This is a genomic window from Mesorhizobium sp. P3_B5, from assembly GCF_056402815.1.
The window spans coordinates 39837-57264 of the sequence record NZ_JBFUGR010000008.1 but is presented as its reverse complement, the minus strand read 5'-3'; the positions used below and the strand labels follow the sequence as shown (position 1 = coordinate 57264).

Below are 17428 nucleotides of genomic sequence, written 5' to 3'. Positions count from 1 at the left end.
GCGTTCATCCACACCCTACCCGTTCAACGGATGATGGCAGGCAACCAGCCGCCCATCGCCGATGCTGCGCAGCAGCGGACGCTCGCTGCGGCAAACCGAGGTGGCGGCCGGGCAACGGGTGTGGAAGCGGCAACCGGAGGGTGGGTTAATCGGGCTTGGCAGATCGCCTTTCAGCACCATACGCCCACCCCGCGCCCGATCGACGCTCGGTATCGGCACAGCGGAACGCAGTGCCGCGGTGTAGTGGTGGGCGGGTGCTGAAAAGACCGGATCGGTCGGCCCGCTCTCGACGATCGATCCCAGATACATGACCGCCACACGCGTCGAGATCTGCCGCACCACGGAGAGATCGTGGGCGATGAACACATAGGTCAGGTTGAACTCTTCGCGCAGATCGGCGAGCAGGTTCACGATCTGCGCCTGGATCGACACGTCGAGCGCCGAGACCGGCTCGTCGGCCACGATCAGCCGTGGCCTGAGCGCCAGCGCGCGGGCAATGCCGATACGCTGCCGCTGGCCACCCGAAAATTCGTGCGGATAGCGCGACGTGTGCTCGGGGGAGAGATCGACCCGGCGCAGCAGCTCGGCGACGCGGCCCGCCATTTCCGGTGCCGAGAGGCGCTCATGGATGCGGAATGGATCGGCCAGGAGATCGCCGACCCGCCGGCGCGGATTGAGCGAGGCGCTGGGATCCTGAAACACCATCTGCATCTGCCGCCGCAGCGGGCGCAGCTGGCGCTGGGACGCGTCGGAAATGTCGCGGCCCTCGAATTCCAGTGAGCCCGAGGTGATGTCGGTCAGGCGCACCAGGCAGCGGCCAAGGGTGGACTTGCCGCAACCGGACTCGCCGACAATGCCAAGGGTTTCGCCCGGCCAGATATCGAGTGAAATCTGATCGACCGCCTGCACCGTTCGGCGCTGCGCTGGGAAAATCGAGCGGCCGACATGATAATGCTTCGACAGGTCGCCGGCGCGAAGCAGCGGGCGCTCTCGCGGCACGGCGTTCATGGTTGCGCCTCCAAGCCTGCGACCTTGCGGATATTGAATTTTTTGCGCTGCGCTTCCGGCAAGACGCAAGCGGCACGATGACTGGCGCCGCTCATCGGCGGCGGCTCGACCAGGCAGGCATCGTGGCGAAAGCTGCAGCGCGGTTCGAAGGCGCAGCCTTGCGGCAGATTGGCGAGCGACGGCGGAACGCCCGGAATGGCGGCGAGCCGGGCCGGGCGCGCGCCGTCCATCGGTGGGATCGAGCCGAACAGTCCCCAGGTGTAGGGATGCAGCGGCGTGCGGAAGACGCTGTACTTGCCACCCTCCTCGACGAAGCGGCCGCCATACATGACCAGCACCCGGTCGGCGACTTCGGCGACGACGCCCAGATCATGCGTGACCAGGATCACCGCCGAGCCGAACTCGTCGCGCAGCCGCCCGATCAGCTCGAGGATCTGCGCCTGCACGGTCACGTCGAGCGCAGTGGTCGGTTCGTCGGCGACGAGCAGCGCCGGGTTGCACGACAGCGCCATGGCGATCACCGCGCGCTGGCGCATGCCGCCAGAAAGCTGGTGCGGGTAGCCGTCGACGACGCGATCCGGATTGGCGATGCCGACGGCATCGAGCAATTGGACCGCCCTCGCCCGCGCCGCTCGCGCCGACACTTTCTCGTGCGCGCGCACCTGCTCACCGATCTGGTTGCCGATCGTGTGCACCGGGGTCAGCGCCGACATCGGATCCTGGAAGATCATGGCGATCTGGCGGCCGCGAATGGCGTCGAGCGCGCTCCGGTTGAGCCCGACAAGCTCCTGTCCCATGAAGCGGATCGAGCCGGAGACGACCGCCTTGGGGCTGTCGATCAGGCCCATGATGGCGAGCAGCGTCTGGCTTTTGCCCGAGCCGGATTCGCCGACGACGCCGACGATCTCACGCTGCTCGACAGCGAACGAAACACCGCCCACCGCCCGCACCAAACCCTCGTCGCTGCGGAAGGAAACCGTGAGGTTCTCGACGACAAGAAGAGGAGCATCAGCGGGCATCGCGCGCCCTCGGATCGACGAAGACGAAGACGATGTCGACGACGAAGTTTGCCATGACGACGAAGAAGGCGGCGTAGATCACCGTGGCCAGGATCATCGGCAAATCGAGGGTCTGCAGCGCCTCATAGGTCAGTTTGCCGACGCCCTGCAGTCCGAAGACAACTTCGGTCAGCAGCGCGCCGCCACCGACCAGCGCACCGAAATCGAGGCCGAACATGGTGACGAAGGCCACCAGCGAAGTGCGGAGGCCATGATGCAGCAGCACGCGCCGCTCGCCGATGCCCTTGGCGCGGGCGGTGCGGATGAAATCCTCCTGCATCATCTCGATCAGGCTTGCCCGCAGCACCCGGCCGTAAAGGCCGACATAGAGGGTCGCCAGCGTGAACCACGGAATGACCAGCGCCTTGAACCAGCCCCAGGGGTCCTCGGTCAGCGGGATGTAGCCGAGCGGCGGAACCCAGGAGAAGGCCCATGTGTCATGCCAGCGGCTCTGGGTCAGCAGATTGGCGACCTCACCCAGCCAGAACACCGGAATGGAAACACCGACCAGGCTCAGGATCATCAGCGCCCGATCTATGAAAGTGCCGCGCGTCGCGCCGGCGATCACGCCGACGATCAATCCGCCAAGCACCCACAGCACTGCCGCACCGCCGACCAGCGACAGCGTGACGGGAATGGCGCTGATCACCGTGGGGACCACCTGCTGGCCGCGATTGACGAAGGAGGTGAGATCGCGGCTGATGAAAAGCCGGTTCATCATCAGCCCGTATTGCACCGGCAACGGCCGGTCGAGACCGAAATCGTGGCGGACCTGGATCAGGGTTTCCTGGGAGGCATTGCGGCCGGCAATGCGCGCCGAGGGATCGGCACCTGGCGTGGCAAAGAAGATCAGGAAGGCGACAATGCTGATGCCGAACATGACCAGCACCATCTGGCCGAGCCGGAAGCTGAGCGCCGCGAGCATCAGACGCCCCTCGGCGAGGATTTGGGATCGAGCGCGTCGCGAACCCCGTCGCCCAGAATGTTGAGGGCCAGCACGGTGATGACGATGGCGAGCCCTGGCGCCAGCGCCACGATCGGCCTGGAATAGAGCAGGCCCTGGCCATCCTGGATGATCGTGCCCCAGCTGGCATCCGGCGGCTGCACGCCGATCGACAGGAACGACAGCGAGGATTCGGTCATCATGTTGAGCGCCAGGATCAACGGTACGAAGACGATGATGCGCGTCACCACATTGGGCATGATGTCGCGCAACAGGATGCGCCAGGGCGAGGCGCCAAGCCCGATCGCCGCGGTGACGAATTCGGCATGCATCAAGGTCAGCACATGGCCGCGGATCGGCCGCGCCACATAGGGCACATAGACGATGCCGATGATGAACACCGGTAGCCACAGGCTGCCCGAGCGGATTTCGAACGGGCCGATCCAGATGCTCTGCGCGATCAGCACGATCGACAGCGAAATCGCCAGCAGGAAGATCGGGAAGGCCCACAGCACGTCGAGAATACGCGACAGGCCGATGTCGACAAGGCCGCCGAAGAAGCCGGAAACGACGCCGAGAAATGTCGCCAGGACGAGACACAGCACAGCTGCGGCGCCCGAGATCAGCAGCGAATCCCGTCCGCCGTAAAGCAGCCGCGCCGCGACATCACGGCCCTGGTTGTCGGCACCGAGCAGATACGGGCCGATGCGCCAGGTCGGGCCCATCGGCGTCATGCCAAGGCCGAGGCCTTCGGTGGAAGGCTGCAGCACCGGCTGGCTCACACCATCGATGACGATCTCGCCGTTGAGATTGGTGACGAACGGATCGGTGTGGGAGACGTATTGCGCATAAAGCGGCGCTGCCAGCGAGGCGATGACGATGACGACGAGCACGGCGAAGGCGGCTGTCGCCGAACGATCGCCTTTCAGCTTGCGCCAGGCCGTGCGCCATGGGCCCTGCGGGGCGCGGCGGACCGGAATGGCGGGCTGGTCCGCTATGACATTGACCATGGACAGGATTGCCTAAGAAAAATCTCGACCGGAAAGATGCGCCGAACCGGCGCAAAAAGAAATGCGACGGAGCGCCGATGGCGCTCCGTCGCATTGCATCTCGGAGATCACTCCACCCAGGACTGGCTGACGATCCAGTAGAATTGCGGACTGAAGGTGAAGTTCTTCACCCGGGACGAAATGACATCGACGCGCTTGGGCGTGAACAGCACGGCGACCGGCGCCTTGTCGGTCACCGCCTTGTCGATGGCGGTCCACAGTGCGGCGCCCTTGGCCGGGTCGGCGATGGTCGCCGTCTCAGCCTCGGCCATCGATGCGTCGATCGCCTTGTCGCAGAAGCCCGAAATGTTGACCGACGCATCCGAGCCCGGCGTGAACGAGGCGCAGCTGAACAGCACGTCGAGGAAATCGGATGGCGCCGGGTAATCCTGGAACCATTGCGAGATCGAAATCTGCACCTTGTTGTTGGTGTTCTGGATGTAGGTGAACTGGATGTTCTGCGAGATCGGCTTGACCGAGGTCTTGTAGCCGAGCTGGTTGAGCACGTCCTGCAGATAGACGCCGATCGCCTTGGAGACGGTGGTGTCCTCGGTGATGATCGTCACCTCCTGGCCGGCGGTTCCCGATTCAGCGACCAGCTGCTTGGCCTTCGCCATGTCCGGCGCCGACCACTTTTCGCCGGGGTTGGCGCTGAACGGGCAATAGGGCGAGTAGGACGGGAAGTCCGGCGGCAGGATCTGGCAGGCCGGCTGCGCCAGGTTGCTGCCGCCAAACAGCTTGACGATGGCGGCGCGGTCGATGGCGAAGTTTACCGCCTGGCGGACGCGGATGTCGTTGAACGGCGCCAGATTGTTGTTCATCGGCGCATACCACATCGCGGTCAGCGGATGCACCGAGACCTGCTTGGCGTATTTGGTGCCGAGTTCGGCCAGACGATCGGCCGGCGGCGGGTCGAACATCCAGTCGGCCTGGCCGTTCTCGACCGCCGTCACCGCGGCTTCGTCGGTGAGGCCGAATTCATAGTCGATCTCGTCTGGATAGCCGACCGGCTGCGCCTCCTTGCTCCATTCCTTGAAGTGCGGGTTGCGCACGATCTTCATCAGCTTGTTGGGATCATAGCTGGCGATCATATAAGGGCCGGTGCCCGGGATCGGGTCGGTGCCGGCATCCTTGAGCGGCGCGCCGGCCGGCAGGATTGAGGCGTGCGGAATGGCGATCTTCTGCAGGAATTCGGCATCCGGCTGGGTGAGGTTGAAGGTGATCGTGCCGGCCGCGTCGTCAACCGAAAGGCCGCCGTCAAGGGTGCAGGTTGCGGGTGTCTTCAGACACGCATCGGCACCGACGATGCCGTTGTAGAGCGTGCCGGTCGTCGGCCCGCTGATCTTGAAGATGCGCTGGAACGACGCGACCACATCCTTGCTGGTGAGATCCGAGCCGTCGGCGAACTTGATACCCTTGCGCAGCTTGAAGACATAGGTCTTGCCGCCGTTTTCAACCTTCGGCAGGCTTTCAGCCAAGTCCGCGACGACTTCGAAGCCGGTCTTGTCACCGACCTTCTTGTAGGTCACCAGGCCATCGTAGAGGACGTAGTTGAGCTGGAAATATTGCAGCGTGTAGTTGATATGCGGATCGGCGGTGCCGGCCGCGGCATTGGCCAGCAGCCGCAGCGTGCCGCCGGGCTTGCCCTCCGCAGCGATGGCGCTGCTCGCCGGCGACAGGATCGTCATGCCGAGCAGGGCCAGGCCTGGTATCAACGCTGCAAGTGCCTTGTGCGGTCGCATTGGTGTTCCCTCATGGAAAGCGTGTCGACTTTGCCACGCCGACTGTAGTCGATCGACCACGGCGCGGCGGATACGAAATGGCTTTGGGTTGGCGGACGGCGTCCGTCTATTAGCCCAATCGCAGAAGACTACGGCCCGCCGAGCCGGACAGGATAGCTATTAAGATAGATAGGGTCGCAGACGCCATTCACGCCTATTTGTTGGGCAATCACCCAGCATGGCTATTTGACAAGCAATGGCCAGTTGGTAAGTTCGCCGGATGCAGGTTTTTTCAGGGGATTTAGAGAGCCTGTTCCGGACAGGGATGAGCGTCGACGCAGCCATGGCAGCGGCGACCGGTGTGCTGGAGTCCATCGGCTTCACCTCGTTCATCTACGACTATACGCCGGTGCCTGTCAGCCATAAGGGCGATTTGATCACGCCCTCGCTGATGGCGCTGCGCAACATGCCGCGCGACATGCAGGATCTCTGGTGCAAGGGGGGGTATTATCAGCTTGACCCGGTGCAGGAAGCCGCGCTCGCCGTGTCGAGGCCATTCCTGTGGTCGCATAGAGGTGTCCAGAGCAGCGTCATGCAGCGCGTGTTGCAGTCGAGGCACGCGCCGGTGGTCAGCTATCTGCTCGACACCAGGATGACCTGCGGCATTACCGTGCCCATTCGTCTTGCCGGCGGCGATCTCGCCACCTTCACTGCCATCCGTGCCGATCCCGAGGCCGGGTTCGAGGCCGAGGCCAGACACTTCATCGCCGAAATCGGCGATCTCGGTCATCTCCTGCACGATTCCGTCTATGCCGGTTTCGACGAGGGCACCCGCACCTGCCAGTATGTCCATTTGACGGCGCGCGAGCGTCAGTGCCTGCGCCTCGCCGCGGCCGGACTGACGGCAAAGCAGGTGGCGCGCGAGATCGGCCGCACGGTACCGACCGCAACGCTGCACCTCAATGCGGCGACGCGCAAACTTGGCGCCAAAAACCGCTTCCACGCCATCGCGCTGGCCGCCCACTACCGGCTGCTCGAACCCGAGCACTGAGGCGAAGGCCACTGATCGCCACCGGGCAAACCTATAAATAGTGCTAGCTGTAATTGCGCGGGGTCACTGAGTACCGTCTGCCGCAAAACAAGGCTTGGGAGGCTCCGTCATTTGGTTCCTGCCGCGCCATGATGCGGAGTTCGGACAATGACGGCAGCTACGACCACCGAAGGATTCAGCGACTACAAGGGCTACCGCACCTGGTACCGGGTGACCGGGGATCTCACCTCGGACAGGCTGCCACTGGTCGTCGCCCATGGCGGCCCCGGCTGTACCCACGACTATGTCGATTCCTTCAAGGAGCTCGCCGGACCCGGACGGGCCGTCATCCACTACGATCAGATCGGCAACGGCAAATCGACGCATCTGCCCGACAAGGGCGGTGACTTCTGGACGGTCGAGTTCTTCCTCGGCGAGCTCGACGCGCTGCTCGCCCATCTCGGCATTGCCGACCGCTATGCGCTGCTCGGCCAGTCCTGGGGCGGCATGCTGTCGGCCGAGCACGCGGTGCGGCGCCCCGACGGATTGAAGGCGTTGATCCTGGCCAATTCGCTGGCTTCGATGGCGCTGTGGGTGGCAGGCGCGCGGCAATTGCGCGCGGAACTTCCGGCGGATGTGCAAAGCGCGCTCGACCGGCACGAGGCCGACGGAACCACCGATCATCCGGACTATGTCGCGGCAACCAAGGCCTTCTACGACCGCCATGTCTGTCGCGTCGTTCCCAATCCACCCGAAGTCGTCAGGACATTTGCGGCGATCGAGGCGGATCCGACGGTCTATCACACCATGAACGGACCCAACGAATTCCACGTCATCGGCACCATGCGCAACTGGACCATCGTCGAGCGCCTGCAATTGATCGAGGCGCCGACGCTGGCCTTCCGTGGATTTTACGACGAAGCGACCGAGGCCTGCGTGCAGCCGTTTCTCGATCGCATTGCCGACGTCGAAGGCATGGTCTTCCCGAATTCCAGCCACATGCCGCATGTCGAGGAAAAGGACGACTGCCTCGCCGCCGTCGGTCGCTTCCTCGCCAAACACGACTGAGGTTCCGCGCCTTCTGCTCAGGCAGAAAGCGCGGCACCCACCCAATCGAGCCGTGCGGCCGGGACAAGGCCATAATTGTAGAAATTGATGCCGTCGACACCAGGCGCCAGCGCCGGCTTGACCTTGGCGGCGAGCCCTTCGGAGCCGACCATTTCCGGATAGAAGAGCCGGTAGCCGGTGCCGAGGAATTTTTCCGCGCCGAGTGCTGCACGGCCGGCGGCCATCAGGCTGGCGACATCGCCGGCCTGCATGTCATATGCGCACAGGATCGCCCCGTCGCAGACCTTGCCGAGCGCTTCGAGATCGCAGCCGCCGAGCCAGCCGTCTTTCAGGTCGATGATGACGACACGCGTCGTGGGATCCGCCACCTCGCGCAATTCGGCGACCAGGCTGGTCACCGGCTCGAACCGCCAGAGCAGGTAGGCGTGGAGCTCCGGCCACGGCGCAAAGACGTCGAGGCCGCTGGCGGGAAAATCGGGGAAGCGTCGTTGCGGCACCGCACGCTCGCAGGTCTCGACGATCCATTGTTTGGTGAGCTTGCGCGCCGCCCCGCCATCGACGCCGGCTTTTGCCGCGCGGGCGACGCAGGACGGACAGAAGCACAGCGACAAAAGAAAATCGTCTTCCGGCGTCAGCCCGACACCATCCTTCTCGTGATGATACTCGTGGGCGAAGCCCATGAAGGACGGGCTTTCAAGTTCGATCCTATCCGGCCTGTAACTATGCGAGATATCGGCGACCAGCGCGCGGACATAGGCGCGGGCATCGGGATGCGACGGGCAGAGATTGTAGTAGTTGGCATCGCCGAAGGCGTTGTGGGTGACGGCCTGCGGATGCAGCACGCCGAGGCGGGTGTTGTGCAGGCAGACTGTCCAGCACGAAACGCCGAGCCCGCCGGCGTCTCGCCGGCGGATAAGGTTGCCAAGCACGTCGCCGCTCTCGGTGATTACGTCCGCCACCTTGGGCTGGATGGCGAGGCTCCCCCAGCGCGCCGCGGTCGGCTTGAAATAGATGGTGCCGTCCTCTGGGAAATAGGCCTTGCGGCGCGGGCTGCGCGGCTGCAGGAAGCGCCCGGCATGATAGGACGTCGCCAGGCTGATCATGTTGAGCCCGGCGCGCTCGACGAGATCACGTTCGACCGTCTCCAGGCCGAGATCCCTGACATCCCAGGGGTAGGTCCACATGGACAGTTGCTGCATCGAATATCCTCAGTCTTGATCCTGGTATGACTTCAGCCCGCGACGGGCTCGGCGACCTGCATCAGGCAGTCTCCGGCCTCGCACATCGTGTGCAGCCGGCGTGACAGTACGATGCCGCCTTCGGCGAAATGCAGGGTTTGCTCGGCAACATCGAGCTGTTCGAGATCGTGATACCAGCCGGCCAATTGTCCTGCGCTCACGCTGTCACCCAGCCTGACGGCGGGCTCGAACCAGCCGCGGCGGGTGGCGTAGAGGCCCTGGCTGTGCCGGGACAGCGACAACAGCCGCGTCGGCGCCGCAGGCTTTTCGCCTGCGCCAAGAACCGGTGCGTCGACCACACCCAGTGCCACCATCAGACTGTCGAGGGCGCGGGCGGTGATCGCCATCGAATCGACCGTTGCGGTGCCGCCACCGCCGAACTCGCCGCTGACGCCGATGGCGCCGGCGCGCCGCGCCGCGCCCATCGAGGTTGGCGAGGCCTGGCCGTTGTCGGCTATGAAGCCGTAGGGCATGCCGAGCGTGCGCATCAGCTCGACGCCGCGCCGATGGCGCTCGGGATCGGAATTGCGTTCGACCAGTGCGGTCGGCAGATGCTCCATCGACGTGCCGCCGGAATGGATGTCGAAGATGACGTCGTGGCGAGGGAACAGCTCCTTCTCGAGGAAATTGGCCAGACGGCTTGTCGGCGTGCCCGAGGGGTCGCCGGGAAAGGCGCGGTTGAGGTTGCCGCCGTCAAGCGGCGAACAGCGTTTGGCGGCCATCACGGCCGGTGCGTTGGCCATCGGCATGATGGTGATGCGGCCCTTGATCCGCTTCGGATCGAGCCGGCGCACCAGTCTGGCCAGAGACAGCTCGCCCTCATATTCGTCGCCGTGATTGCCGGCCATTAGAAACAGCGACGGGCCATCGCCATTGCCGATTAGGCAGATCGGCACCTTGACCTGAAAGTAGGGCGAGCGGTCGATCGAGAACGGGATACTGAGATGGCTAAGCGTCTTGCCGTCGCGGTCGAAGTCGAGCGTGTGGGCGAGGCCGGTGTGCATGGTCAGACCGCCGCGACCGCGGTGATTTCGATGCGCAGGTCGGGATCGGCCAGACGCGCCTCGACGCAGGCACGCGCCGGCAGGCGGGCAGGATCGACCCAGGCATCGTAGATGCTGTTCATGGCCTCGAAATCGCCGATCTGCGGCAGGAAGATGTTGACAGCGACCAGCTTCGACTTGCTGCTGCCGGCCTCGACCAGCAGCGCCTCGACCTTGGCCAGCACGTCGCTGGTCTGGCTCTCGATGCCGGCCTTGCGGTCATTGGCCACCTGGCCGGCGATGTGGACGAGGCCGCCATAGACGACCGCCTGCGACATGCGCGAGCCGGACTGAAAATACTTGATCATATCGGATCCTTTCGAGGTTCTCTTTTTGGGGATCTGGTCAGCCGAACCAGGTGGGGAAAGCGTGGCGGACGCGGCCGGTGGCATCGACGCCGAAGATCACGCGGTAGCGATCGAGGCAGGTGCAGGGGTGCGAGATGCCGAATTCGACGACGTCGCCGACGGCGATGTCGTCGCTCGGTGCAATCGACAGGAAGGCGTGCTGGTCGTTGAGCTTGACCACCTCGGCGCGCGCCGCCGGCATCGGCAGCGGCTTGCCGGCACGAAAGACGGTGAGCAGCGTTGGAAAGCCCTGGTCGAACGACACGTCGCGCATGCCCATGCCGCAGATCACGAGGCCGGGCTCCGGCCGCGACAGCACTTCGGCCCACAGGCGCAAAGCAGGGCGAAACGAATGCCGCGCTGAGGCGCTGATGCCACCAATGGCAAAACCCTTGCGGGCATCGAGCGCCCCGAGCGAGCGGTCATAGGTGCCGTGGTCGTGGAAGAAGATGGCGCCGCTGCGCAACACCAGCGTCGCATTGCCGTCGCCGAAAACCACCGGCGAAAGTGCCGCGACCACTCTGTCGAAGAAGACCGAGCCGCCAGCGCTGACGATCAGCGGCGAACCGCCGCCGACGCGGGCGCGCAGCCGCAGGAACATGTCGGCGGTCATTGCCAGCAGGCCGGATATCACCGCATCGGTGCGGCCGGGCTCGGGTTGCGCTGCGGCCCCTTCATAGGTCGCGACGCCGGCGATCTTGAGCCGCCCGGCAGCCGTGATCGCATCGGCGATGGCCTCGGCTTGCGCGGTGGTGCGGGCGCCTGCCCTGCCCGCGCCGAGTTCGACCATCACATGTAAGGGCGGCAGTGCAGGGTTGGCGTGCCAGGTCTCGGCCAGTGCGTTCACGGCATCGACCGAGTCGGCAAAGACATAGAGTTCGGCTTTCGGCCAGGCACCGGCAAGTACCGCCAGCCGGCTGGCGCCGCCGGCTCCGCCAACTTCATTGGCGATGATCAGGCGTGTCAGGCCGGCCTTGAGCATCACCGTGGCCTGCCTGATGTCGGCGACGGTTGTGCCCCATGCGCCGGCCTCGACCAGCGACCGGGCAAGGTCGGGCGCCATCGGCGTCTTGGCATGCGGTGCAATCGCAACATTGTGTTCGCGCGCATAGCGCAGGAACAGGTCGCGGTTGGCGGCGAAGGCTGCCTCGTCGAGGGTCAGCACCGGCAGCGCCATGCGTCCATCGGCCGGATGCCAGTGCTCGGCTGCGACAAGGCTGCTGTCCAGCCAGGTGGTGCCGGGCGGCACGCCACGGATGCGATCGTCGAGTCGGAAATTTTCGCGCACGACAAGCGGTGGAACCGGTGAGTTTTCAGTCATCCGATGCTAACCCTTCAATGTCGCAGAACGAAGCCGGGATCGATGCCGGCCGCAGCATGAGAGAGACGCGTGCCAGTACCTTACGCCGGACCGATCATCGACGCCCATCATCATCTGTGGGATCTCGGCCTGGGACGGCATCCCTGGCTCACCGCCACGGCCGGCGAGCGCGGCGGCCTGGGCGAGCTTGATCCGTTGCGGCGTAACTATCTGCCGCAGGATTATGCGCGCGACGCAATAGGGCACAATGTCGTCGCCACGGTGCATGTCGAAGCCGGCTGGGCGTGTGACGACTGTGTCGGTGAAACGCGCTGGCTGGAAACACTCGACAAATCGCGCGGCGTCGCCGCCCGCTACGTCGTTCACGTGCCGCTTGCCGACCGCCAGGCGCCGGCGCTGCTTGAGGCGCAAGTGGCATTCGAGCGTGTCGTCGGTGTGCGTGACATATTGAGCTGGGACCCTGATCCCGCTCGCCGCTTTGCCGCCCGCGACAGCATCATGGACGATCCGGCCTGGCGCGCCGGCCTGTCCTTGCTTGGCCTTCACCGGCTTGCCTTCGACCTGATGGTGTTTCCGCGCCAGCTCGGCGACGCGGCGCGGCTTGCGGCCGCCTTCCCCGACCAGCAATTCGTTCTCAACCATTGTGGCAGTCCGATCGACCGCGACGCCGACGGTATGCGGAGATGGCGCGACGGGCTGCGGCTTCTGGCGGAGCGCGACAACGTCGCCATCAAGATATCGGACCTGGTCGCCTACGATCATGACTGGACGCTCGACAGTTTGCGGCCGGTGGTCCTGCACTGCATCGACTGCTTCGGCACCGGGCGCGCCATGTTCGGCAGCGACTTTCCGGTCGCCGGCCTGCATGCATCGTTCGATGACATATATGATGGCTTCAAGACCATCACAGTGGACTTTTCCGCCGACGAACAGACGGCGCTGTTCTTCGGCAATGCAAAGCGCATCTACCGGCTGGACGATGTGTCATCGGCGCGCCTGCTCCCGGCCTGAGAGCAGCAGCAGGCCGAGGATCAGCGAGCCGAACAGGATGCTGCGCCACCCGGGCGACGCGTTGACGACGGTGATCAGCGCGGTGATGGTGACCAGCAGGATGGCTCCGGGGATGGTGCCGGCATAGGTGCCGAGCCCACCGAGGATCGAGGTGCCGCCGAGCACCACGGCGGCAATCGAGGCGAGCAGATAGGGATCGCCGATGCCGACATAGCCCTGTCCGTTCATGCCTAGGACCAGCACGCCGGCAAGCCCCGAACAGAAGCCGCTGATGCCGTAGACTGCGAGTGTCGTTGACGTGACCGGAACCCCGGATAGGGCCGCGGCGAGCGGATTGGCGCCCATGGCGAAGATCCGGGCGCCGAGCGATGTCGCATGCATCGTCGTCAGCACGATGACGGAGACCACCATCCACAACAGCACGCCGGCCGGAATGCCGGCCGGCCGGCCATTGCCGAGCCAGTGAACGAGCGGATTCTCGGCGGTCACCGCGCTGCCGCCGGCGATTATGATCAGAAGGCCTTGCAGGAATGTCGCCATGGCCAGTGTCATGATCATCGGGTGGACGCGCAGCAGCGCGACGCCGAGCCCGTTGACCAGGCCGATTGCCGTGGTCAACACCAGAACGGTAAGGATGGCGGTGAGGCCAGTCGGATCAGCCTGCCACGATAGCAAAGGCAGGCTGACGGCGCTGACGGTGACGATGGCCGCGACGGAAAGGTCAATGCCGCCGGCGATCACCACGAAGGTCTGGCCTGCAGCCACCAGGCCGATGACGGCGCCGAGCTCGACGAGGTACCGCAAATGGCCGTAGGCGCCGAAGCCGCGCGAAACGAAGCTCGCCACGATCCAGACCGCGGCAACGATGGCAATTGTCAGGAACGGCCGGCTGCGCATGATCGTCACGGCGCGCTTGCCGCCTGCGCTCTCATTCCATGCTGTCATTGCTGCACCTTGCGGAATTGCGGGATGGCGACCGCGCCGATGATGATCAGGCCCTGCGCGACATATTGGGCGACCGGCGTGAAGCCGAGGAAGAACATGACGCTGATCATCAGGCTGAGCAGCAGGCTGCCCGCAAGCGCGCCGCGCATCGTGCCCTGGCCGCCGAGGAAGCCGATGCCGCCGAGCACGGCAGCGGCAATCGAATTCAGCGTGAAGGCCGCACCGATGACCGGGTCGCCTGAACCGGTCTGTGCGGCGACGAACAGGCCGGCGCCGGTGGAGAGCAGACCGCTGATCGCGTAGGCGGCGATGCGCGCGCCATCGACCGGCACGCCGGAGCGATAGGCGCCGACCGGATTCTCGCCGGCGGCATAGAGGCTCAAGCCAAGCGGTGTGGCGAGATAGAGCTTCCACAGCAAAACGATGAGCACCAGCAACACGAATGCGGCCGGCGTGTTGCCGGCAAGCAAGTCAGACAACCACGCCGGAATGGCGCCGCCAGGCCGCGGCAGGATGAGCAGTGCGGCGCCGCCGATGATGAAGGAACCGGCGAGCGTCACCACGATTGCCGGCAGGCGAAGCCGCACCACGATGAAGCCGGTGGCGGCGCCAATGCCGAGGCCGGTCAGCGCCACCGCAGCAGTGCCGCCGGCCACGCCCAGCGGCCCGGCCATCGTCGTCGCGGCGATGACCGCGCCGAGGCTGACCGTCGCACCAATCGCCAGGCTGATGCCGCCGGTGAGCATCAGGATCGCCTGCGCCATGGCGACTAGCGCCAATGGAAACCAGCTCTGGGTGAATTTGGCGAAACCGGAGGCGGTGAACAGGCCGGGAAAGAGGAACCCATAGGCGACGAGAAACACCAGGACGACGGCAAACAGGCTGCGCACGCCGACATTGCGGCGCAGCTGAACCGGCCAGTAGAGCGCGCCGGTCTGTCGTGCGGAAGGCGCTGTGTTCATGCCGCAACCTTCCGCTGTTCGGCGCCCATCGCCGCGGAAACGATGGCTTCCTCGCTCAGCGCTTCGCGTTCGAGCATGGCGACGATGCGGCCGTCGCGGACGACGGCGACCCGGTCGCAAAGGTGCACCAGTTCGGGCGTGTCGGAACTGAGCAGCACCACCGCCTTGCCGGCGGCGGCGAAGTTGCGAAGCATCATGTAGATCTCACGCTTGGTTTCGACATCGACGCCGCGCGTCGGATCGTTGAGGAGAAGCACGAGCGGGTCGTGCGGCATCCATTTGGCCAGCGCCACCTTCTGCTGGTTGCCGCCCGACAGCGCCTGCGCCGCACGGCCAAGGTCGCCCTTGATGCCGAGCTGGGCGGCAAGGCCTTTGGCCGTCTCGCGCTCGGCACGGCGGCTGCGCAGCTTCAGCGCTGGCAGCCTGGCGAAGGCCGGCAGCATCATGTTGGTGATGATGGGATGAATCAAATGCAGGCCTTCGCGCTTGCGGTCGGCCGGCACATAGGCGAGGCCGGCTGCGTTGGCTTTCGGCACGCCGCCGGGCAGGCCCGACGCGCCGTTGACGGTCGCCGATGCCGTGCGTGCCGGAATGGCGCCATAGACGCCGAGCAGCAGATCTTCCTGGCCTTGCCCGACCAGGCCGCCGATGCCAAGCACCTCGCCCGTCTTGATGTCGAGATCGACGTCATGCATCAGGCCGGCTGCAAATTTGCGGACAGAGATGGCGTCGGCAGGTGAGGCCGAAGGCTGCCAACGCGGAAAGAGGTCACCCGGATCGCGGCCGACCATCAGCCGCACCAGTCCGGCGGCGTCGGTTCCTTCCAGGGTGCGGTCGGCCGTGCAAGAACCGTCCTTAAGAACCGTGACGTGCTGGCACAGCGCCATGACTTCGTTCAGCCGATGCGAGATGTAGAGAATGGCTATGCCTTCGCTGCGCAAACGCTGCAGCAAGTCGGTGAGGATCTTCGTTTCGGTTGCCGACAACGACGACGTCGGCTCGTCGAGAATGAGCACGCGCGGCCGGCGGTAGAGTGCCTTGGCGATCTCCACCATCTGCCGGCGGCCGAGCGACAGATGCCCGACAGGCGTCGACAGCGGCTCGTGCAGCCCGACAAGATCGCACGCGGCCCTGGCCCGCGCGGCGAGCTCGCGATAGTCGACCAGGCCGAACCGCCTGGGATAGGCGCCGAGCCCGATGTTTTCGGCGATGGACAGACTGGCCGTCAGGCTGAGTTCCTGCTGAACGACGGCGATCCCGGCCTGCCGCGCAACAGCCGGGGTCATGCGCGAGACCGCGCGTCCATCGACCTCGATCGTCCCGCCGTCCGGGCGCAGCGCGCCTGACAACAGGTTGATCAAGGTCGACTTTCCGGCGCCGTTCTCGCCGAGCAGCGCATGCACGCGGCCCGGCTGGAGAGCGATGGAAACGTCGCGCAGGACGGGGTTGCCGAAGAAGGACTTCGACACCCCCCGCGCCGCGAGCAGCGGAGCCATGGTTGTCAATGCTACAACCCTTCAGGCTTATTTCTGGGCCAGCAGCTTCTTGAACAGCTCCTCATCGTAGGGCGAATAGATGTAGCCGTCAGCCGGGAAATCCTTGGCCCGGGCGAGGTATTCGTCGATGTTGGAATTGTCGATGACCGGCAGCGGGATCTTGACGAAAGCCGGCACGTCCTTGCCTTCCAGCGCCTGGACGGCGGTGTAGGTGGCGAAGGCGCCGAGCCAATTCGGCTGCATCGTCGCCCAGCTCTTCAGGCCCTTTTCCTTCCACAGTTCGAGGAACTGACGGGCGTTCTCGCCGGTGATCGGCACCTGGTCGCGGCCCTGCTTGTCGAGGGCGAGCACGGCACCGGCCGACAGGGCGCCGCCGAGCGACAGGATGCCGTCGATCTCAGGGTTGGCGAAGAGCAGGCTGGTGACGGCTTCCTGGGCCGGCGCGACATTGTAAGGCGTGTTGGTCTCGGCAAGCACCGTCACATCGGAATGAGCCTTGAGCGCAGCGTCGGCGCCTTTGCGTCTGTCGTCGCTGACCGAAACGCCGGCCGGGCCGTTGAGGATGAGGATCTTGCCCTTGCCGCCGATGGCGTCGATCAGGAACTTGGCCGCCTGGTCACCCCACTGGGAGGAATCGGTGTTGACCTTGGCGGTGACCTTGTCGGTGTCGACGAGGCTGTCGAAGTTGATGATGGCGATGCCCTTGGCGCAGGCGTCGGCCAGCACGCGCGCCGGCGCGGTCGACGAACCGGCGATCAGGATGATGGCGTCGACATCGGAGTCGATCATCGACTGGATCTGCTGGATCTGGACGTTGGCGTCGCCCTGGGCGTCGGTGACGACGAGCTTGTCGACCAGTCCCTGTTTCTTCAGGGTCTCGACTTCGGCTTCGATCGTGCCTTGCGTCTGCTTCATCCAGGTCGGCACGGAATAGATGTTGGCCCAGCCGATCGTGTACGGCGCCTTGCGGTCGCCCTTGATGCAGTTGGCGGCGGCGTTGGCCTGCGAGGCGGCGCCGAGGCCCAGGACGAGACCGAGGCAAAGGGCGCTGACGGATGCGAAAAACGATGATTTCATCATGATTGTTCCCTTCTGAAGTTATGCCCGGACACGGCTGGTCGAGACGAAGAAACCCACCGGTTTCCGAGTTCGGAAACCGCCTGTTTTTCGTCGGGACTTTCTGCGTCA

The 17428-nt window shown here is 65.0% G+C and carries 16 protein-coding genes; 3 read left to right on the top strand and 13 right to left on the bottom strand.

Annotated features, from left to right (window positions below; genetic code table 11):
* Positions 1-15: 15 nt before the first annotated feature.
* The 5 genes from AC1DVW_RS20450 to AC1DVW_RS20430 form a co-directional block, all read right to left on the bottom strand.
* Positions 16-1008 carry an ABC transporter ATP-binding protein gene (locus AC1DVW_RS20450; protein WP_477325431.1) on the bottom strand — a complete coding sequence of 331 codons (993 nt, stop codon included), beginning with the start codon at positions 1006-1008 and terminating at the stop codon, positions 16-18.
* Positions 1005-2027, bottom strand: coding sequence for an ABC transporter ATP-binding protein (locus AC1DVW_RS20445; protein WP_477325429.1), 1023 nt, complete (start codon positions 2025-2027; stop codon positions 1005-1007). The genes AC1DVW_RS20450 and AC1DVW_RS20445 overlap by 4 nt, the downstream gene beginning before the upstream one ends.
* Positions 2017-2991: an ABC transporter permease gene (locus AC1DVW_RS20440; RefSeq protein ID WP_477325427.1), complete on the bottom strand. Its 975-nt coding sequence runs from the start codon at positions 2989-2991 to the stop codon at positions 2017-2019. The genes AC1DVW_RS20445 and AC1DVW_RS20440 overlap by 11 nt, the downstream gene beginning before the upstream one ends.
* Positions 2991-4019 carry an ABC transporter permease gene (locus AC1DVW_RS20435; protein WP_477325425.1) on the bottom strand — a complete coding sequence of 343 codons (1029 nt, stop codon included), beginning with the start codon at positions 4017-4019 and terminating at the stop codon, positions 2991-2993. Before AC1DVW_RS20435 ends, AC1DVW_RS20440 begins: the two co-directional genes overlap by 1 nt.
* A gap of 107 nt (positions 4020-4126) precedes the next feature.
* Entirely contained in the window at positions 4127-5800 is a 1674-nt protein-coding gene (locus AC1DVW_RS20430; protein ID WP_477325423.1) for an ABC transporter substrate-binding protein, read from the bottom strand.
* 304 nt (positions 5801-6104) lie between these two features.
* On the opposite strand from AC1DVW_RS20430, the gene AC1DVW_RS20425 reads away from it, so the two are divergent.
* On the top strand, positions 6105-6830 hold the full coding sequence (locus AC1DVW_RS20425; RefSeq protein WP_477325421.1) for a LuxR family transcriptional regulator: 726 nt from the start codon (positions 6105-6107) through the stop codon (positions 6828-6830).
* A 147-nt stretch (positions 6831-6977) separates the two neighbouring features.
* Entirely contained in the window at positions 6978-7877 is a 900-nt protein-coding gene (locus tag AC1DVW_RS20420) for a proline iminopeptidase-family hydrolase (RefSeq protein ID WP_477325419.1), read from the top strand.
* Between the two features lie 17 nt (positions 7878-7894).
* Here AC1DVW_RS20420 and AC1DVW_RS20415 read toward each other — a convergent pair whose 3' ends face one another.
* The 4 genes from AC1DVW_RS20415 to AC1DVW_RS20400 are packed head-to-tail and all read right to left on the bottom strand — an operon-like array spanning position 7895 to position 11826.
* A complete protein-coding gene (locus tag AC1DVW_RS20415; RefSeq protein WP_477325417.1) occupies positions 7895-9076 on the bottom strand; it encodes a hypothetical protein in 1182 nt (393 codons plus the stop codon).
* Positions 9077-9108: 32 nt separating this feature from the next.
* Positions 9109-10119 carry a succinylglutamate desuccinylase/aspartoacylase family protein gene (locus AC1DVW_RS20410; protein WP_477325416.1) on the bottom strand — a complete coding sequence of 337 codons (1011 nt, stop codon included), beginning with the start codon at positions 10117-10119 and terminating at the stop codon, positions 9109-9111.
* 2 nt (positions 10120-10121) lie between these two features.
* On the bottom strand, positions 10122-10466 hold the full coding sequence (locus AC1DVW_RS20405; RefSeq protein ID WP_027026214.1) for a RidA family protein: 345 nt from the start codon (positions 10464-10466) through the stop codon (positions 10122-10124).
* A 37-nt stretch (positions 10467-10503) separates the two neighbouring features.
* Positions 10504-11826: an alanine racemase gene (locus AC1DVW_RS20400; RefSeq protein WP_477325414.1), complete on the bottom strand. Its 1323-nt coding sequence runs from the start codon at positions 11824-11826 to the stop codon at positions 10504-10506.
* Positions 11827-11895: 69 nt separating this feature from the next.
* On the opposite strand from AC1DVW_RS20400, the gene AC1DVW_RS20395 reads away from it, so the two are divergent.
* Positions 11896-12837: an amidohydrolase family protein gene (locus AC1DVW_RS20395; RefSeq protein WP_477325412.1), complete on the top strand. Its 942-nt coding sequence runs from the start codon at positions 11896-11898 to the stop codon at positions 12835-12837.
* On the opposite strand, the gene AC1DVW_RS20390 is transcribed toward AC1DVW_RS20395, so the two are convergent.
* Genes AC1DVW_RS20390 through AC1DVW_RS20375 form a run of 4 tightly spaced genes read right to left on the bottom strand, consistent with a single transcriptional unit; the run spans position 12811 to position 17320 of the window.
* Positions 12811-13782 carry an ABC transporter permease gene (locus AC1DVW_RS20390; protein WP_477243210.1) on the bottom strand — a complete coding sequence of 324 codons (972 nt, stop codon included), beginning with the start codon at positions 13780-13782 and terminating at the stop codon, positions 12811-12813. The two genes, AC1DVW_RS20395 and AC1DVW_RS20390, sit on opposite strands and share 27 nt — an antisense overlap.
* Entirely contained in the window at positions 13779-14744 is a 966-nt protein-coding gene (locus AC1DVW_RS20385; RefSeq protein ID WP_477243209.1) for an ABC transporter permease, read from the bottom strand. The genes AC1DVW_RS20390 and AC1DVW_RS20385 overlap by 4 nt, the downstream gene beginning before the upstream one ends.
* Entirely contained in the window at positions 14741-16240 is a 1500-nt protein-coding gene (locus AC1DVW_RS20380; protein WP_477325410.1) for a sugar ABC transporter ATP-binding protein, read from the bottom strand. The genes AC1DVW_RS20385 and AC1DVW_RS20380 overlap by 4 nt, the downstream gene beginning before the upstream one ends.
* A gap of 27 nt (positions 16241-16267) precedes the next feature.
* Positions 16268-17320 carry a substrate-binding domain-containing protein gene (locus tag AC1DVW_RS20375; protein ID WP_477325408.1) on the bottom strand — a complete coding sequence of 351 codons (1053 nt, stop codon included), beginning with the start codon at positions 17318-17320 and terminating at the stop codon, positions 16268-16270.
* Positions 17321-17428 lie beyond the last annotated feature (108 nt).